General features: G+C 74.1%; 9 protein-coding genes. 2 read left to right on the top strand and 7 right to left on the bottom strand.

The features are described from left to right. The first annotated feature begins 72 nt into the window (after nucleotides 1-72). Complete coding sequence (locus tag GA0070611_RS05845) at nucleotides 73-9741, top strand: calcium-binding protein (protein WP_091658674.1); 9669 nt, start codon at nucleotides 73-75, stop codon at nucleotides 9739-9741. Between the two features lie 51 nt (nucleotides 9742-9792). On the opposite strand, the gene GA0070611_RS05850 is transcribed toward GA0070611_RS05845, so the two are convergent. The 3 genes from GA0070611_RS05850 to GA0070611_RS05860 form a co-directional block, all read right to left on the bottom strand. Then, nucleotides 9793-10644: a PhzF family phenazine biosynthesis protein gene (locus GA0070611_RS05850; RefSeq protein ID WP_091658677.1), complete on the bottom strand. Its 852-nt coding sequence runs from the start codon at nucleotides 10642-10644 to the stop codon at nucleotides 9793-9795. Nucleotides 10645-10660: 16 nt separating this feature from the next. After that, the gene (locus tag GA0070611_RS05855; RefSeq protein WP_091658681.1) at nucleotides 10661-11167 is read right to left on the bottom strand and encodes a GNAT family N-acetyltransferase; all 507 of its coding nucleotides are present in this window, start codon (nucleotides 11165-11167) and stop codon (nucleotides 10661-10663) included. Between the two features lie 177 nt (nucleotides 11168-11344). Beyond that, nucleotides 11345-12580: a glycoside hydrolase family 16 protein gene (locus tag GA0070611_RS05860; RefSeq protein WP_091672536.1), complete on the bottom strand. Its 1236-nt coding sequence runs from the start codon at nucleotides 12578-12580 to the stop codon at nucleotides 11345-11347. A gap of 227 nt (nucleotides 12581-12807) precedes the next feature. Between GA0070611_RS05860 and GA0070611_RS05865 the strand changes: the two genes are divergently transcribed. Further along, the gene (locus GA0070611_RS05865; RefSeq protein ID WP_197675861.1) at nucleotides 12808-15432 is read left to right on the top strand and encodes a glycoside hydrolase family 3 protein; all 2625 of its coding nucleotides are present in this window, start codon (nucleotides 12808-12810) and stop codon (nucleotides 15430-15432) included. A 49-nt stretch (nucleotides 15433-15481) separates the two neighbouring features. Here the strand turns inward: GA0070611_RS05865 and GA0070611_RS05870 are convergent, their stop codons facing one another. The 4 genes from GA0070611_RS05870 to GA0070611_RS05885 all read right to left on the bottom strand — a co-directional run bounded on the left by GA0070611_RS05870 (nucleotide 15482) and on the right by GA0070611_RS05885 (nucleotide 19382). After that, nucleotides 15482-16369, bottom strand: a complete 888-nt coding sequence (locus GA0070611_RS05870; RefSeq protein WP_091658689.1) for an SGNH/GDSL hydrolase family protein — start codon at nucleotides 16367-16369, stop codon at nucleotides 15482-15484. A 92-nt stretch (nucleotides 16370-16461) separates the two neighbouring features. Further along, nucleotides 16462-16947 carry an SsrA-binding protein SmpB gene (smpB, locus tag GA0070611_RS05875; protein WP_091658693.1) on the bottom strand — a complete coding sequence of 162 codons (486 nt, stop codon included), beginning with the start codon at nucleotides 16945-16947 and terminating at the stop codon, nucleotides 16462-16464. Between the two features lie 58 nt (nucleotides 16948-17005). After that, on the bottom strand, nucleotides 17006-17563 hold the full coding sequence (locus tag GA0070611_RS05880) for a hypothetical protein (protein WP_091658697.1): 558 nt from the start codon (nucleotides 17561-17563) through the stop codon (nucleotides 17006-17008). Between the two features lie 61 nt (nucleotides 17564-17624). Next, nucleotides 17625-19382 (bottom strand): S8 family serine peptidase, encoded by a 1758-nt coding sequence (locus GA0070611_RS05885; protein ID WP_157740215.1) that lies wholly within the window; start codon nucleotides 19380-19382, stop codon nucleotides 17625-17627. Between the last annotated feature and the right edge of the window lie 100 nt (nucleotides 19383-19482).

Below are 19482 nucleotides of genomic sequence, written 5' to 3' on the forward strand. Positions count from 1 at the left end.
AGTCTCCTGGGTGCTGGTGTGCTGGCGCGGGACCAGCGCCGTCGGTGACGGCCATCGAGGAAGAGGTGGCTCATGGTGGCTCTACGGCGGCTGCTCGCCGCGCTGACCGCGACGGTGGTGACCGCCGCGCTCGCCCTCGTCTGGACGGCGGCGCCCGCCCACGCGGACGAGGCGTGGGAGACGGCGTTGAAGAACCTGATGTCGCAGACCGCCACCTGGGCGGAGGGCGGCCTGTCCCGGGTCGGCCTGCTCGGCCAACCGCTGCCGCTGCTGGGGGTCAGCCCCGGCGCGCTGGTGGACACCGACAAGCTCACCCGCAAGGCCTCCGACGCGCTGGCCGCCGGCCTGACGAAGGACGACGTCGACCTGGGTGGCGGCACCCGGCTCACCTCCACGGTCAGCACCAGCGGCGGCGATCACCTGCTCGACGTGCTGCTGACCACGAAACGGGCGGTCACCGGCAAGGACCTGACCGTCGGCGGGGTGACCGTGGCCAAGGCGGTCGACGTCACCGGCTGGGCCACCCTGCACCTGCGGGCCCGGCACACCGCCGCCGGGGAGACCTACCTGGTCCGCGACGGGGACACCCCGCGCATCGACATCGACGCGGCCGCGTCGCTGCGCGCCGACCTGGACCAGGCCACCGCCTCGGTCGGCATCCTCGGCGTCACGCTCACCGCCGGCAGCACCCTGACCGCGCGTACCCACGTCAAGGTCACCCTCAGCGACCCGAACGGCGACGGCCGGCTCGCCTTCGACACCGCCGCCGGTGCGGGCACCGGTGAGCTGGGCGCGAGCGGCTCGCTCGCCGGGCTGGTCCAGGTGGCGCTCGACGGCTCCGGCGGCGGGAAGGTCTCCGACACCGAGTCCGAGCCGGGCCCCGGCTCGGTGCACGGCGTGGTCAACCTGGGCGCGGCCACCTCCGGCACCCCGTTCGCCCTGCCCGCGGTGGCCGCGACGGTCACGGTCGACTGGACCGACATCTCGGTCGGCAGCCCGACCGTCACCACCACCGGGCTCGACGAGACGATCGCCAAGTTCCGCAACATGAGCCCGCTGGACCTGGCCTCCGGGCTGGCCCAGCTCGCCACCCTGCTCGGCGGCGTGCAGCAGAGCGGGCCGGCCGGCAACCTGAGCCTGCCGTTCCTGCGCGGCACCTTCGCCGACGCGGTGAAGGTCAACGAGAAGCTGACCGCCTTCCTCACGAAGTACGTCCACCCCAAGCCGGACGACCCGTCCTTCGACCCGGCCACCGACGACCCGGCCAAGGCCGGCCAACCGCGGTTCAGCTCGATCCAGGAGCTGGTGAAGCTGCTCGCCGCCGAGGGCCTGCCGGTGGACGGCCTCTCCTTCGCCGGTGACAAGCTGGTGTTCCGGGTGAAGCTGGAACGCGAGTCCACGGTGGCCGTGCCGCTGGACCCGGGGGCCGCCTCCGTCTCCGGCCGGGGCGCCACCTTCACCGCCAAGGGCTTCAGCCTGGCCGCCGACGACCACCGGTTCACCCCGGGGGAGCTGGTCGGCCAGCGGGTCGTCGCCGGGACCTCGGCCGGCACCATCGCCGCCAACACCGCCACCTCGGTCACCCTGGCCGAGAACTGGATCGGCGGGCAGCCCGCCGGCGACGCGGTCTGGGTGATCAGCGGTTCCAGCCCCAACATCGGCGCGGTTGAGCTGGCCGGCACGCTCACCAGGCCGGCCGGCGGCGACAAGAAGGTCGGCCTGCGGGCGGCCAACGCCCAGGCCAGCTTCGCCACCGTGAAGCCGCGCTACAGCGCCGCCGTCACCCTCGTGCTGGACCTGCGTGACGACCTGGGCAGCCCGGCGGCCAACGCCGACCGGGTGCTGCTGCGCACCGACCCGGCCACGCCGCTCTTCGCCGCCGACTTCCCGATCAGTACCGGGGTGGACTTCTACGCCACCGCCGGCTTCCTCAAGGTCAAGCTGGGCGGCGACCTCGCGGTGGGACCGGCCACCGCCGGCCAGCGGATGCTCCAGGTCAGCTTCAGGCAGGCCCAGGACGTCAGCCTCGGTGAGCTGTTCCGCCGGTTGCAGTCCGAGCCGGGCACCCTGCTGGCCGTCTCCTCGTCGGTGAAGACCACCGGCAAGGTCACCGTCAGCGTGCCCGGCGCCACCGGCGCGCTCGGCACGGGCGTCGGGGTGGACGTGAGCTGGAAGGCCGGCGAGCAGCCGGTGGTGGACACCAGCAGCCTCGCCGGCCTCTTCGCCGTCGACTTCAACCCCGACGATCCCAAGGCGCTCTTCGCCGCCGTGGTCGAGGCCCTGCGGCTGGTCAACGCCGCGCTCGGCCAGCCGGGCGTCGGCAGCGGCCCGTTGAACACCGAGATCCCGCTGCTCGGCCGCTCCGCGCGGGAACTGCTCGGCGCCGACGAGAGCGGCGTCGGCAAGGGCGTCACCTTCGTCGCCGACGGCGCGAACTTCCGGCTGCACGACGGCAACCGCAGCGGTGACGCGGCCTTCGACGAGCGGCTGGTCGGCCGGACCGTGGTGATCGGCAGCAAGGCGTACCGGGTGCTCGACCGGATCGACGGGCAGACCCTACGCGTCGACGCGGCCGGTACGCCGAAGCCCGCCGACGGCACCGCGTACGCGCTGCGGCCGGAGCTGGCCGACGCGCTGGACGCGCTGCTCGCCTCGCCGCCGGACACCCTCCAGGACGCCCTCGACCAGCTCAACCGCGCCATCGGCGCCGGCAGCGGCGTCACCTTCGCCCTGGACGAGCGTGCCGGTGGCCCGTTCCTGCGGGTCGGGCTGGACTGGAAGCGCAACGTGCGCACCGCCGGCCCGCTCGCCTTCTCCTGGGACGGCGCCCGCGACCTGGTCAGCCTGGACAGCTCCGGCTCGTTCGCCCTGGACGTCGACGCCCAGGCCAAGCTGGGCCTGCTGCTGCCGCTGAAACTGAACGCGGCGCCGCTGCTGGACAAGTCCTCCTCGGCCAAGGTGACCGTCAGCGGCGGGGTGACCGACGCGGCGCTCGCCGCCCGGGTCGGCCCGCTCGCCCTCGACCTCGGCAAGGACCCGGACTTCGCCACGGTGAAGGCCAACCTCAGCGTCGGCCTCGGCGGGCTCGCCGCCGACGGGCCGGTCACCGACCTGTTCGGCGTGACCCCCACCTTCACCACCACCGGCGTCGACTGCGGCGGTGGGGTCGGCGGCGCGACCACGCCGGTGTGTGCCCGCGCGCCGCTGTTCGTCAACAACTGCACGCCAGCGGACGCGACGAACCTGCTCAGCTTCACCATGGGCCTGGACCTCACGCCGACGACCGACACCCCGGATCTGAGCTCCTGTTTCGCCAACCTGTCGCTGAAGCTGACCGACTTCAACGTCGGCATCGACGGCTACCTGGCGAAGGTGGAGGAGGCGCTGCGGCTGGCCAGCTTCGACGGCAAGCTGCCGCTGGTCGGCGACGACCTGCAACAGGGCCAGAAGTTCGTCGCGAAGCTGCGGGCGGACGTCAAGGCCGCGATCGGCCCGGCCCTGGCCGACGCCACCCTGGACAGCGCCGGCATGCAGTCCGCCCTCAACGCGGCGCTGCACGACCTGGACCCGGGCGTCAGCGCGGTGGTCGGCTGCCGCAGCGGCGTGGCCGCCCCCTGCCAGCCGGAGGACTTCCAGTCGATCCGGATCACGCTCACCGCCTCCCGTGGCACGCCCTCGGCCGCCGAGGGCTGCCGGGACGCCGGCGACACGGACACGTGCCTCACCGCCAACGTCCCGCTCGACCTGGGCATCCCCGGCCTGTCGCTGAAGGCGAAGAAGGGCGCCACCGACGGCATCCAGGCCAAGCTCGGGTGGAAGCTGCACCTGGACCTGGTCCTCGACCGGGACGAGGGCTTCTACGTCCCCACCCACGACGGGGACACCGCGCCCGAGGTGCAGATCGGCGCGAACTTCGACCTGACCGGCGACCTGGCCGCCCAGCTCGCCTTCATCCAGGTGAAGGCGACCAAGCAGGGCAGCGGGCCGCTGGTGAAGGCGTACTTCGGCATCGACCTGAAGGGCTCGGCGGGGGAGAAGAGCTGCTTCGACCCCGCGGTCACCGAGAACTGCACCGCGAAGCCGGACGACAAGCTCACCCTCGCCGAGTTCGGTGACCTGGGTTCGCTGATCGCCACCGACCTCACCGCCGAAGTGAACATCGACTGGCGGTTGGCGGCGGCGGTGGACACCGGCGGTGACGTCTCCGCGCTGCCCGGCGTCAGCGCCCGGTTCACCCTGAAGTGGGGCCTGACGCACCAGCGGGGCGGGCTCACCGCGACCGGCGGCGCGGTCAGCACCCCGCTCCAGGTCACCTTCACCGACATCGCGTTGGACGCGGGAGCCTTCTTCTCCAAGATCCTCAAGCCGGTGGTGGAGAAGATCAAGGCGGTCACCGGTCCGCTCCAGCCGGTCATCGACACCCTGTACGCGCCGATCCCGGTGCTGTCGGACCTGTCGAAGGCCACCGGCGGCCCCGACATCACCCTGGTCTGGCTGGCCAAGACGTTCAGCACCCTGGCCGGCGGGCCGAAGCTCGACTTCGTCGACACGGTCCGCGAGGTGATCAGCTTCGTGAACCGGATACCCACCACCTGCGCCACCAACTGTTCGATCCCGCTCGGTGGGTTCCACGTCGACGCCGCCAAGGCGCTGACCACCGAGGTCTCGCCGGCCTCGGCGGAGAGCCTGATCGACAAGGCCACCGGCTACCAGCCGGCGAAGGCCGTGGACGTCAAGGCGGCCGTGGACGGCGCGTCGCCGAACGCCGGCGGGAAGCTGTTCACCGCCGACGACAAGGGCCGGACCACCGCCCAGAAGACCGGTTTCGCCTTCCCGGTCTTCGACAACCCGGGCTCGCTGTTCGGGTTGCTGCTGGGGCAGGACGTCGAGTTGGTCAGCTTCGACTCCGGGCCGCTGTCGCTCGGCTTCAGCTGGCGGCAGTCCTTCGGCCCGGTCTACGCCCCGCCGCCGGTGCTGGTCACCCTCGCCGGCAGCGCCTCGGTGACCGCCCGGTTCATCGCCGGCCTGGACACCGCCGGCATCCGGCACGCCGTCGAGGCCGCCACCGACGGCACCGCGCTCGACGCCGTCAGCCTGCTCGACGGCCTCTACTTCAAGACCACCGACAGCACGGGTACGCCCGTCCCGGTGGTCACCCTGCGCGGCGAGATCGCCGCCGGGGCCGAGGTGAGCGTGCTGATCGTCAAGGCCGGCATCCAGGGCGGCATCCGGCTCACCGTCGGGTTCAGCTGGAACGACCCGAACAACGACGGCAAGTTCCGCACCAGCGAGTTCCTCCAGGCGCTGCTGGTCAACCCGGTCTGCCTCTTCACCACCAGCGGCCAGCTCTCGGTGTTCCTCAAGGTCTACATCACCATCGACCTGTTCCTGTTCTCCAAGACCTTCGACTTCACCCTGGTCGACGCGACCCTGCTGGACTTCCGCGCCCAACCCGACTGCAAGCCCAGGCCACCGGAGCTGGGCGGCACGGCCGGGGACACCCTGGTGGTCTTCGCCGGCAAGTTCGGCAAGAAGGAGCAGCGCGGGGACAAGGCGTGGGACAACGGCGCCGGCACCTACGCCGGTGACGTGGTGAAGGTGTACGCGGTGCACTTCGCCGACGCCGACCCGGACTTCGACGGCTTCGCGATCGAGGCGCTGGGCCGCAAGCAGGAGTTCCTCGACCCGAACCTCACCCGGGTGGTCGTCGACGGGCGCGGCTACCAGGTCGCCGACGCCGACAGGACGTCGCTGTCGGTGCTGCTGCTCGGCGACGGCGACACCGGCGGCGACGGCACGAAGACCTCCGCGTTCGACAAGGCGGCGGTGATCCTCGGCTCCGACGGCAAGGACCAGATCCGCACCGGAACCGGGCCGGCGTACGTGGACGGGCGCGGCGGCGACGACGTGATCGTCACCGCGGAGGCGCCCGGGCAGGTCAGCCGGGTCGCCGGCGGACCGGGCCAGGACACCGTCACGACCGGCGACGGCAACGACGTGGTGGCCGGCGACAGTGGCCTCGGCGCGGTCGACCGCAGCGGCGGCACGACCGTGCACACCTCGGTCGGCGACACCACCCTCGACGGCCTGGTGGACTGGACGAAGCTGACCGACCCGACCGAGGAGACCGCCGGGGCGGCCGACCACGTCACCGTCGGGCACGGTGCCAGCACGGTCTACGGCAACGGCGGCGACGACGTGCTCGGCGTGGTCCTCGACGACCGGCCGAACGGGAGGAACACCATCGTCGGCGGCCCCGGCGAGGACATCCTCAACGGCGGCAAGGGCGACGACACCATCCACACCGCGGGCAGCGCGGTGCCGTCCGGCCCGGACGCCGCCGGCAGCGGCGACGCCGGGCTGACCAACAAGGTCGACACCGGTTCCGGCCAGGACACCGTGTACGGCAGCGCCGGCGCCGACCTGGTCGTCTCGCACTCCGCCAACGACCAGACCGGCCACCTGTACGGCTACGGCGGCGACGACGTGCTGGTCGGCGGGTACGGCACCGACGAACTGTTCGGCGGACCCGACGAGGACTACGTGATCGCCGAACCGTCCACCGTCGGCGAGCCGGACGGCACCGACGGGTACGGCCCGGCCCGGCAGGTGAGCCACCAGCCGTTGCCCGCCGGCACCCGGTCGCAGCAGAAACTGCTTGTCGGCGGCCTCGGCAGCGACCACGTGATCGGTGGCGACGGCGGGGCGGTCGTCTTCGGCGACCAGCGCCTGCCGGCCGAGACCTGCGCCGACGCCGACCTGGCCGGGACGCAGCCCACCCCGGTGGACCAGGGCGCGGCGGACCTCATCCTCGGCGGGGCCGGGGTCGAGGTGGTCACCGCCGGCAGCGGCGACGACCGGGCCGACCTGGGTGGCGGCGACGACCGCGCCTGCGGTCAGCTCGGCGACGACGTCCTGCACCTGGGCGGCGGCAACGACCGGGCCTGGGGCGGGGCCGGTGTCGACCAGTTGCACGGCGACGACGGCGTGGACCTGCTCTTCGGCAACACCGGCGACGACGGCCTGTACGGCGGGCCCGGGGTGGACACCGAGGAGGGCAACGAGGGCGGTGACCAGGTCTTCGGCGGCCCCGACGACGACGTGCTGTACGGCGGCGGCCGGGTGGCCGGGGTCGCCGACGGGCGGGACTTCCTCTACGGCGAGGACGGCGTGGACCGGATCGTCGGCGACAACGGCACCCCGCGCATCGGCGACGTCGGGCCGTACCCGCTGGACCTGGCCGGGGACGTGGCCGCGGCCGGCACCGGGGACGTCATCTCCGGCGGCGAGGGCGGCGACGTCGCGTACGGCGGGCTCGGCGGGGACCGGATCGACGGCGACGGCGGCGACGACCGGATCGAGGGCAACAACGGGTCGGACCTGGTGCACGGTGGCCTCGGCAAGGACGAGATCGTCGGCGGCTCCGGTCAGGAGCCGACCGCCGGCACCGGCCGCCCGGACAGCGGCGACCAGCTCTACGGCGACGGCGACACCGACCTGATCGCCGGGGACAACGCCCGCTTCGCGCCGGCCACCACCGACGCGACCCGGATCACCCAGGGCCGCGGTGGCCCGCAGCGCCGGATCACCCTGCTCGACCTCGGGTTCACCCCGACGGCCGGCACCAGCGGCGGTGACCTGATCTCCGGTGGCGACGCCGACGACGTGCTCCTCGGCCAGGGCGGCCCGGACCGGGTACGCGCCGACGCCGGCGCGGACTTCGCCGAGGGTGGCCCGGGCGCCGACTGGGTCGAGGGCGACGCCGGCGACGACGATCTGGTCGGCGGCTCCAGCACCGCGTACGACGGGACCGGGGCGGCCACGACGGGCCAGCCGGACACCGCGGACGCCCTGTTCGGCGGACCCGGGTCCGACGCGGTGATCGGCGACAACGGCGCGGTGCTGCGCCCGCTCGCCGGTGAGCAGCCCACCGCGCCGACGGTCCGGCTCGGCGCGGACGGCACCGCGTTCGGCCCCCGGATCGTGGTGCTGCTGGACCGGGCGGCGGCCACCGCCAACCGGTACGGCGGTGACCGGATCAGCGGCGGCGACGGCGTCGACACCCTCTGGGGTCAGGACGGCGACGACGCGCTGACCGGCGACGGTGACGGCGACTACCTGGAGGGCAACGGCGGCGCGGACACGCTGCGCGGGGACACCGCTCTCGGCGCGGCGGGCCGCTCGACGGTCGGCCCGCTGCCCGACCCGGGCTGGCCGGGCGAGGCGTCGGCGGCGGCCGAGCTGGTCGGTGCGGGCGCGGCGGCCGGCCAGGACGACCTGATCGGCGGCAGCGCGGCCGCCGGGTTCCGGGACACCGGCGACCTGATCGAGGGCAACGGCGGCGACGACGTGGTGCTCGGCGACAACGGCTCGCTGCTGCGGACCGTGACCACGGCCGGCGGCAAGCCGGCCGAGCGGGTCTACACCGAGCGGTACCCGACCGGCGCGGTGCCGGCGGACGCCACGGTGGTCCGTACCCACGATCCGGCGCTGCCCGGCCCGTCCACCCGGTTCTGCACCACCGCCCAGTCCACCTGTGAGCCGGTCGGCGCGTTCGGCAACGACCAGCTCTACGGCGACGGCGGCAACGACGGGGTGTGGGGTCAGGACGGCGACGACCTGGTCCGGGGCGGTGCCGGCGACGACGACCTCTTCGGTGAGCTGGGCGCCGACACCCTCTACGGTGACGACGGCCGGGACGCCATCCTGGGTGACCGGGGCGGCGTGGTGAACCAGTACCTCAACGCCGACGACGTGGCGGCGCTGGGCTTCACCGCCACCCTGTCGTCGGTGCCGCAGGAGACGTACACCGGGTTCCGGGCCGGCGGTTACGACCGCCGGGTGGACCTGCTGCACGACACCGACGGGGACGCCTGGATCGGCTCGGCCACGTCCGCGCCGATGCCCTACCCGGGGCTGACCGCCGGGGCCGGCGACCTGATCCGGGGTGGCGCCGGTGCGGACAACATCCACGGCGGCTTCGGCGACGACATCGCCAACGGCGACAGCGGCGGTGACGAGGTGTTCGGCGGTGAGGGCGCGGACGTGCTCTGGGGCGGCAAGGGGTGCGACCCGCAGCTCGACGCGGCCAACCCGCAGTGCCTGGTGAACGGGGTGTTCAGCGCCGCCGCCCGGGGTGACCGGGACCAGTACGTCGACCACCTGTTCGGTGGTGCCGGGGCCACCAGCGGCCCGGCGGTGACCGCGGTGCTCGGCTCGGACCTGCTGGACTTCCGGCCGCGCGGCTCCTACCCGGACAACTGCGCGTCGGGTGCCTGGCCGGTGGACCTGGCGGCCGGCACGATCGACCCGTGCCGCTGGTTCGAGGCGACCAACATGGACAACGACGTCCTCGCCGACAACCAGCACCACCACGGCACCGACTGGATGTACGGCGGCTGGGACCGCGACGTGCTCCAGGGCGACGTGACGCAGAACGGGCCGAACAACGGGGACCGGCTGTTCGACTGGAACGGCGCGTACAACCTGTTCACCCACTGCAACGCGGCCTACGGCGGGTTCAACGACATCCGCCAGCACAGTCCGGCGATGCAGGACTTCCTGACCCGGCTGGCCTGGGCGGCCGGCGCCGGCCGCAGCCCGGGTGATGTCACCACGGCCGGCACCTCGGCCTTCATCGAGTTGTCCTACGTCTATCCGCGCGACAACCCGGACCAGGGGGCCGGGGCGGCGTTCCCGAGCACGCCGGGGCACTTCGACACCCCGTCCTGCACCGACTGACCGACGGGTCCGGGGCCCGGCTCTCCTGGGGGGAGCCGGGCCCCGGCCGGTTCAGCTCCGCGCCGGGTCGGGCATGACCACGGCGTTGCCGGTCACCCGGATGCCGCCGGCCGCCGGGACGTCGACCACCAGCAGCCCGGGCCGGCCCAGGTCCGTCCCCTGGCGCAGGCGCAGCGTGGTCGGCGGTTCGACCAGGCCATGGGTACGCAGGTAGCCGCCGAGCGCGGCGGCGGCCGCACCGGTCGCCGGATCCTCGACGACCCCGCCGACCGGGAACGGATTGCGCACGTCGAACTCGGTGCCGCCGGCGCGCCACACCAGCGCGACGGTGGTCCAGTCGCGACGCCGCATCAGGTCGCCGAGCCGGTCGAAGTCGTAGTCCAGGGCGGCCAGCCGGTCCCGCGTCGCCGCCCCGAGGATCAGGTGGTGCGCGCCCGCGTACCCGACCCGGGGCGGCAACGCCGGGTCGAGGTCGGCGGGGGCCCAGTCCAGGGCGGCGAGCGCCTCGGCGAGGTCGGCCGGGTCCACCGGCGCGTCCGAGGGCGGCACGCTGGTCAGGGTCGCGGTGGGGCGTCCGTCGCCGTCCCGGGCCGTCGCGACCACGACGGTCCCGGCCCGGGTCCGGAAGGTCAGCTCGCCGGTGCCGCCCCGCTCGGCGACCGCGACCGCCGAGGCGATGGTCGCGTGGCCGCAGAACGGCACCTCGGCCTGCGGGCTGAAGTAGCGCACGTCGTACTCGCCGGGGCCGGTGGCGGTGAGGAACGCCGTCTCGGAGTAGCCGACGTCGGCCGCGATGGCCTGCATCTGCGGGTCGGTGAGGTGGTTCGCGTCGAGGACCACGCCGGCCGGGTTGCCGGCCGCCGGGTCGGTGGTGAAGGCGGCGTAGCGCAGGACTTCCGTCATGGCGCCAGGGTACGGCTCAGTCTCCGGTGGCCCGGGTCCAGCGGAGCTCGCCCTCGTGCCGGATGTCGGTGGGGGTCAGGCCGGCCCTGGCGGCGACGGCGGCGGAGGCCCGGTGCTCGGGGTGGACGTGCGCGACGACCCGGGACGTGCCCTGTCCGTCGAGCCAGCCGACCAGTCCCCGGGCTGCCTCGCCCGCGATGCCCCGGCCCTGCCAGGGTGTGCCGACCACCCAGGCGATCTCCGCCTCGTGCCCGGTGACGGTCGCCTGGACCGTGCCCACCAGGCACCCTTCGTCGCGGAGCCGGATCACCCAGTTGCACCAGGCGACGGCCGGGTCGGGCGATCCGGCGACGAGCCGTTCGTAGCGGGCGCGCAGCGCCGCCTCAGCGGCCGGGGTGCCGCCGATGAAGGTGTGCAGGGCCGGGTCGGCCAGCACGGCGGCCATCTCCGTCGCGTGCGACACCCGCAGGGGCAGCAGGTCCAGCCGGTCGGTCCGGATGGTCTCGGCCCGGACCGGAGTCATGTGAACGGCTTCCTCTCGACGGCGTGCGTCCCGTGGCAGCGGGGACGTCCGACCGTACCCCGGTCCGCCCCGTACGGCGCGCCGTGGCGCGGGGCCGCCGACCCGGGCGACGGCGTCCTGGCGGCCGCCCGTGGGTCCGGCCCCCCGACGGGAGGGCCGGGCCCGGTGGGTACGCCGTCAGCGCCGCCACTTCTGGTTGGCGCCGCCGGTGCAGTCCCAGAGCTGCAGCCGGGTGCCGTCGGCGGAGCTCACCCCGGTGGCGTCGAGGCACTTGTTGGCCTGCGGGTTGACGATGTCCCCGGCGGCGGTGAACACCCACTTCTGGGCCCCGGTGCCGTTGCAGTCGTAGAGCTGGACCTTGGCCCCGTTGGCGGTGGAGCCGGCGGCGACGTCCAGGCACTTGCCGAGGGCGCGTACCGAGCCGTCGGCGGGCCAGCTCCACTGCTGGGCGCCGGTGCCGTTGCAGGTCCAGAGCTGGATCGGGGTGCCGTTGGCGGTGTTCGCCGAGGCCACGTCGACGCACTTGCCGCCGTACCCGACGATCGGCGCGCCGGTGCTGCCGCCGCCGGTGTCCCAGGACTGGACCCGGACGTAGTCGATCACCATGGTCTGCGGGAAGACCGTGCTGCCGTCCGGCGAGCCGGGCCAGTTGCCGCCCACCGCGACGTTGAGCAGCAGGAAGAACGGGTGGTCGAAGACCCACTTGTTGCCGCCCACGTCGGCCGGGGTCTTGCGGGTGTACGCCACCCCGTCGAGGTACCAGGTGATCGAGTCGGGCGCCCAGTCGACGGCGTAGGTGTGGAACGTGTCGGCGAGGGCCTGCCCGCCCGGCAGCGTGGCCGCGCCGCCCAGCCCGCCGGCGCCGGAGTAGCCGGGCCCGTGGATGGTGCCGTGCACGGTGGACGGCTCGTAGCCGACGTTCTCCATGATGTCGATCTCACCGCTGTTGGGCCACGGGTTGGTGCCGATGTCGTCGCCGAGCATCCAGAAGGCGGGCCAGAGGCCCTGCCCGCGGGGGATCTTGATGCGCGCCTCGAACCGGCCGTACGCCTGGGCGAAGGTGCCCCGGGTGAGCAGTCGGGCCGAGGTGTACTGGCAGCTGCCGTACCAGCAGCCGTAGCCGGACGGGTTCTCCTTGCGGGCGGTGATGACCAGGTTGCCGTTGCCGTCGAGCGCGGCGTTGCGGGTGCTGCTGGTGTAGTACTGCAACTCGTTGTTGCCCCAGCCGCTGCCGCCGGTGTCGTAGCGCCACTTACCCGCGTCGGGTGCGGTGCCGGCGGCTCCGGTGAAGTCGTCCGACCAGGTCACGGCGCCGGGGCCGGCCAGGGCGGGGGTGCTGGTGACGGTGGTGAGCGCGGTCGTGAGACCCACGGCCGCCAGCGCCAGGGCGGCGATGGTGCGGATGCTGCGCACGGTCTCTCCCTCCGGGGTGCGGTCGTTCCCGTGCGGGCGGGGACGGATCACCCGAACGGGAACAACACATAGAGATGGGCTTCGATGAAGCTTTGAACGAAGCCCCTGCGCTGTCAAGAGAGCGCTCCCCGGGAGCGGTTCCGGAACTCTCCGGAAACATTGACGCCGCCCGATCACGTTCGGAAGTATCCCTGATCGGGACAAGAGTCCCGTGGGGAGGCAGACACATGACAATGCGCAGGTACGCGACACTCGCCGGGGCAGCCGTCCTGGCCGGGTCCCTGCTCCCGGCGCCGCCGGCCCTGGCCGCCGCCGACCAGAGCGTCACCGTCACCACCGACCACCTCGTCTACCCGGCCGCCGAGGGGAGCCGGGTGCCGGTCCGGGTGATCATTTCCACCTCGGACGGACGTCCGCTCGCCGCTCCGGTCGCCGTGCGCTGGGCCACCGGCGCCGGCACCGCGACCGCCGGCCGGGACTACGCCGAAGGCTCCGGCACGCTGGCCTTCCCGGCCGGCAGCGACTCCGGCGCCGACCGGTCGTTCACCGTCACCCTCGGCCGGGACGCCGTGGCGGAGACCGCCGAGACCGTCCCGGTCACCCTCACCGCCACCGGGGCCACCGTCGCCGACCGACCGACCGTGGTGGTCGACGCGCACGGCCTGCCGTACCTGGACCGCCGGCTGCCGGTACGGCGGCGCGTCGCCGACCTGCTCGGCCGGATGACCCTGACCGAGAAGATCGGCCAGATGACCCAGGCGGAACGGGCCGCCGTCGTCGACGACCCCGGCGCGGTCGCCCGCTGGCAGCTCGGCTCGCTGCTCTCCGGCGGCGGCTCCACCCCGGCCAGCAACACCCCGGCGGCCTGGGTCGAGATGGTCAACGGCTTCCAGGACCAGGCGCTGGGCACCCGGCTGCAGATCCCGTTGATCTACGGCATCGACGCCGTGCACGGGCACGGCAACGTGTACGGGGCCACGGTGTTCCCGCACAACGTCGGCCTCGGGGCCACCCGCGACCCGGCCCTGGTCGAGCGGGTCGGGCGGGCCACCGCCGCCGAGGTGCGGGCCACCGGCATCCCGTGGAACTTCGCGCCCTGCCTCTGCGTCTCCCGGGACGAGCGCTGGGGCCGCAGCTACGAGAGCTTCGGTGAGGACCCCGCCCTGGTGGTCTCGATGGAGACGGTCGTCGACGGTCTCCAGGGCCGGCTCGGCGACGCCGACCGGGTGCTCGCCACCGCCAAGCACTACGCCGGCGACGGCGACACCCGCTACGACGAGGCCGTGGCCGCCGCCAACGAGGGCCGGCCCTGGTGGGAGCAGAAGTACCCGATCGACCAGGGCGTCACGGTCACCGACCGGGAGCGGTTCGCCCGCCTCGACCTGGCCCCGTACGCCCCGGCGGTGCGCCGTCACCGGGTCGGCAGCGTGATGCCCTCCTTCTCCAGCGTGGACTGGACCTCCGACGGACTCGGCAACCCGACCAAGATGCACGCCAACCCGGACCTGATCACCGGTCAGCTGAAGGGCCGACTGGGCTTCGACGGCTTCGTCATCACCGACTGGGAGGGCATCCACCAGATCCCGGACCCGGCCGACCCGACCAACGGCGGGCTGACCGCCCACAAGGTGCGGGTCGGTGTCAACGCCGGCAGCGACATGTTCATGGAGCCGAACACCGCCGAGCAGTTCGAGCAGCTGCTGCTGGCCGAGGTGACCGCCGGCCGGGTCGCCACCACCCGGATCGACGACGCGGTCCGGCGGATCCTGACCAAGAAGTTCGAGCTGGGCCTCTTCGAGCACCCGTACGCCTCGGCGGGCAACGTCGACCAGGTGGGCAGCGCCGCGCACCGGGCGATCGGCCGCGAGGCGGTGGCGAAGTCGCAGGTGCTGCTGAAGAACAGCGGCAACGTGCTGCCCCTGCCGGCCGACGCCTCGCTCTACGTGGCCGGCCGTACCGCCGACGACCTCGGCAACCAGGCGGGTGGCTGGACGATCACCTGGCAGGGCGTCTCCGGCGACGCGATCCCCGGCACCTCCGTCCTGGACGGCATCCGCGAGGTCGCCCCGCACGCGAAGGTCACCTACAGCGCGGACGCCTCCGCGCCCACCGGTGACGCCCAGGTCGGTGTGGTGGTGGTCGGCGAGACCCCGTACGCCGAGGGGTACGGCGACGTCGGCGGCCCGGAGTGTGGCTGGTGCACCACGCCGCAGCAGGAGGAGAAGTCGCTGCGCCTGCGACCCGGCGACCGGGCCGTCGTCGACAGGGTCTGCGCGGCGCTGCCCACCTGCGTGGTGCTGGTCGTCTCGGGCCGGCCACAGGTGCTCACCGACCAGCTCGACGAGATCGACGCGCTGGTGGCGAGCTGGCTGCCGGGCAGCGAGGGCGCGGGCGTGGCCGACGTGCTCTTCGGCCGGCGACCCTTCACCGGGCGGCTGCCGGTGAGCTGGCCGCGCAGCGAGGCCCAGGTGCCGATCAACGTCGGTGACGCCGACTACCGGCCGCTCTTCCCGTTCGGCTGGGGGCTGCGTACCCACCCGGGCCGGGCCGGGCTGGCCGCCGACCGCCCGCAGGTGCGCGCGGCGCTCGGCGCGGTCGGCCGCAACGCCGACGGCTCGCTGCGCGACGCCCCCACGGTGCTGCCGCGCCTCGGCCGGGAGCTGCGCGCCGGACAGCGCGACGACGCGCTGGTCGAGGCGATCCTCGGCGTCGTACGGGACGCCGCGCAGGCCACCGTGGTGCGCGGTGCCGCGCCGGCGGACTGGGCGACGTCGATCGCCGAGGCCGACCGGGCGCAGCTCACCGGTGATCCGGTCCGGGCGTTCACCCTGCTGGCCCGGGTCGTCCGCTGACCGACGCCGGGACGGGGGCCCCGTCGACGTGGCCCCCGTCCCGGTCGGGTCAGCTGTTCAGCGTGGCCAGCAGGGCGGTGGCCATGCCGGCCTCACCGCGGGCGTTCGGGTGGAACGGGGCGGCCGAGTTCTCCGGGATCAGCCCCTCGACCCAGCGGGTGCCGCTGCTCTTGCAGGTGTCGTGACCGATCGACGGGGTGTAGACGTCGGCGTAGGTGGCGTCGTTGGCGGCGGCGGTGCTCGCCAGCATCGCGTTCAGCGCCTTCGCGACCCCGCGCAGGTACGGCACGTCCTGGTAGGCGATCGGGACGAGCGGCCAGCAGCCGTAGCCGCTGTCCGGCAGGATCGCCGGGTAGCCGAGCACCACGATCCGCGCGCCCGGCGCGGCCGCCCGGACCGCCCGCAGCACGCCGGCCACCTTCGGCGCGGTGGCGTCGATGCGGGCCCGGAGCTGGTCGACGCCCCCGGCGGTGTACGTGTTCTTGCACGGCGAGCCGAGCGGGCTGTTGAGGCTGGCCTGCGCGCACTGGCTGATGATGCCGGAGAAGCCGATGTCGTTGCCGCCGATCTCGACGGTGACCAGCGCGGTGCCGGCGTCCACCGCGCTGAGCTGCGGCGGCACCGCGATGCCGAGCTCGCCGCTGCCGCCGGTGAGGATGTCGGCGGTGGTGGCCCCGGAGCAGCTCACGTCGGCGAACGACGAGGAGCCGGCGGACGCGGCGACCAGCGACGGGAAGTTGCGGTTGGACCGCAGGCAGTTCAGGTCGATCTGGGTGGGGATCAGCGGGCCGGCGGCGTACGAGTCGCCCAGCGACACGTACCGGCCGGTGGGCACGGCAGCGGCGGCGGGCGGGGCGAGGGCGAGCAGCACGCCGGCGACGGTGGTCGCGAGCGCGGCCATCCGGGCGGCCGCCCGGGGCAGGCGGGGACGGTTCATGGTGGCTCCCGGCGGTGGAGGTTCACGGGTGCGCTGATTCTGTCCGCGCCAACGCCGGGAATCAATATTTACGACTGTCTTTCGATCGGCGCTCAGCGCGCGGGCGTCCGCCCCTTGAGCCGGCGGCCCAGCTCGCGGGCGATCTCCCGGTTCGCGTCCCGTTCGGCCAGCGCCTGCCGCTTGTCGTACGACTTCTTGCCCTTGGCCAGGCCCAGCTCGACCTTGGCCCAGCCGTTGGCGAAGTACATCGACAGCGGCACCAGGGTGAACCCACCCTCGCGCAGCTTCTCCAGGATCCGGGCGATCTCCACCCGGTTGAGCAGCAGCTTGCGGGTGCGCCGGGGCGCGTGGTTGGTCCAGGTGCCGAAGCCGTACTCGGCGATGTGCAGCCCGTGGAGCATGAGCTCGCCGTCGTGCTCCTGGGCGAACGCGTCGACCAGCGACACCCGCCCCTCGCGCAGCGACTTCACCTCGGTGCCGGCCAGCACGATCCCCGCCTCGTACGTCTTGAGGACGGTGTAGTCGTGCCGGGCCTTCTTGTTCGAGGCGATCAGCTTGCGCCCGTTCTCCCTGGCCACGGGGGCAGGATACCCGCCGGCGCCGGTCGGGGTCCGGCGCCGGCGGGTACGTCGGGGATCAGACCCGGCACTGCCACGAGCGCGCGTCGCCGAAGCTGACGAAGCGCTCGACGGTCGCGTACCCGAAGGTCGTCTCCCGGCACGCGGCGAGGACGTCGACGTCGGCGTAGGTGACCCCGGCCCGGCTGTAGGAGACGCACCGCCAGTCGTAGACGGTCCCGCCGAGCAGCACGGCGTCGGAGCGCCCGGTGGCCTGGCACCAGCGGGTGAAGTCCGGGGTGATCACGTCGGCCCGGACCCGCCAGCAGCGCACCGAGGTGGGGTCGTAGAAGTTGCCGATCCGGTCCACCGCGGCGTCGGTCCGGTACGTCCAGCGGCAGGCGGCGTCGAAGGCCAGCGCGCTCTGCCGCCCGTCACCGGCCCGGCAGTGCCAGTCGTACGCGGTGCCGCCGGTCAGCACCGCGTCGGCGGCGCCGAGCGAGCGGCAGTACGCGCCCAGGTCCAGCCCGCCCAGTTCCTGCGGCGGCGGGGGAGAGGCGTGCGCGGCGGCCGGCGCGGCCAGCGCGGCGGCGAGCAGGCTCAGCGTGGTGAGCACGGTACGCAGGGTGCGTCGCATGATCGTCCTTCCGGTTGCGGATCGGGGTGGGGACGGTGGTGGGACGGCGGCGGTGCGGTGGTCAGCGCCGGCAGGGCCAGACGCCGCGGAAGCTGCCGGTCAGGTCGGCGACCACCTGGGTGGTGCCGGCGGGGCCGGCGGTCAGCCGCCGGTTGTCGACGTCGACGCAGCCGGCGTCGCTGTCGGTGTAGGCCTGCTCGACGTGGTCCCAGTCGCCGAGCGTGTACTTGTACTCCAGCTCCGTCCCGGCCGGCACGGTCAGCACCGTCCGGTACGGGCCGGTGGTGTCCACCCTTCGTAGCGGGTACGCCCCCGGGTCCCAGTCGGGCAGTCCGGTGCCGAGCCGGTCCAGGGTGCCGGCCAGGTGCACCCCCGGCTGCTCGATCTCCGGGTCGCCCGGCCGTACGCCCACCTGGACCAGCACCCGGGTGGTGTCGCCGGGGTGCCCGGTGGCGGCGCGCAGCGCCAGGTCGACGTCGAGCACGCCCGCGCCGCAGCGGCAGTCGGCGGGGGAGACGGGTGGCCGGGCGGTGCCGGTGAGCAGCCCGGTCAGCTCGGCCGGGGCGAGGTCGGGACGCTGCCCGAGCAGCAGCGCCGCGGCGGCGGCGACGTGCGGGGCGGCCATGCTGGTGCCGGCGTACTCGGCGTAGCCGTCGCCCTCGGGCGTCGTACGGCCGGTGTCCACCGTCGACAGCACCCCGTGCTCGTGGTCGCCGCCGGGGGCGGCCAGCGCGACGCTCGTCCCCCGGTTGGAGTAGCCGGCCCGCTCGCCCATGGTGGTGCTGGCCGCCACCGTGATGACGCCGGCGCAGCTCGCCGGGGTGAAGTTCGCCGCGTCCGCGCCGGCGTTGCCGGCCGAGACGACCACGCTCACGCCTCGGGCCAGTGCGCCGTCGATCGCCGCCTGGGTGGCCGGGTCGCAGGCGCCGGGCGCGCCCAGGCTCAGGTTGAGCACCCGGGCCGGTGTCGGGTCGTCCGGCACCCCGGGCACCGTCCCGCCGGAGGCCCAGACGATCGCGTCGACCAGGTCGGCGATGCTGCCGCCGCAGCGGGCGAGCACCCGTACCGGCTGGATCCGCGCGCCCGGGGCGAGTCCGGCGATGCCGGTGGCGTTGTCCCGGGTGGCGGCGATGGTGCCGGCCACGTGGGTGCCGTGCCAGCTGCTGGCCCGGAACGCGGGGCCGCAGTCGCCGGCCTCGGCCCAGTCGCCCGGGTCGGTGGCGTCGGGGTCGCGGCCGTCGCCGTCGCGGGCGTCGGCGGCGGAGCTGACGAAGTCGTAGCCGGGCAGCAGGGCGCCGGCGAGGTCGCGGTGGTGGGTGACGCCGGTGTCGAGAACGGCCACCGTGACGCCGCTGCCGTCCGCGCCGCTGTCCCAGGCCGGTTCGGCGTAGACGCCCCCGACCGGGTCGGTCAGGTCCCACTGGGCGGCGAAGCTCGGGTCGTCGGGGGTCTGGTCGGGGGCGAGCCGGGCGGCGGGCGTGGCCCAGGCGACGTCCGCGCGGGCGCGCAGCCGGCTGAGCACCGCTTCGGTGGTGGTGCGCGGCAACGGACGGTCGGCGTGGACCAGCAGGTCGCCGGTGGCGAGGACCCGGTCGACGGTGAGCCGGGCGCCGGTGGCCCGGCCGACCGCGGCCAGGTCGTCGGTGAGCCGGGTCGGGTCGGTGGACCGGGCCGTCGACGGCCGCTGGGCGCCGACCAGGAACGAGCTGGTGGTGGCCGCGCCGGGAGGTCGGTCGGCCGCGACGGCGGGCACCGTCGGGAGGAGGGCGGTGACGGCGGCGACCGCCACGGCCAGGTGCATCGGGGTACGGCTGGACACGTGTCTTCCTTCGCACTCGGACCCGGCCCCGCGAACCGCGGGGCCGGGTCCACGCTAGGAGGCCCTGCAAAGCATTTCAATATTTGCAAGGAAGAAGCAA

The organism is Micromonospora auratinigra (assembly GCF_900089595.1).
Lineage (GTDB): Bacteria > Actinomycetota > Actinomycetes > Mycobacteriales > Micromonosporaceae > Micromonospora > Micromonospora auratinigra.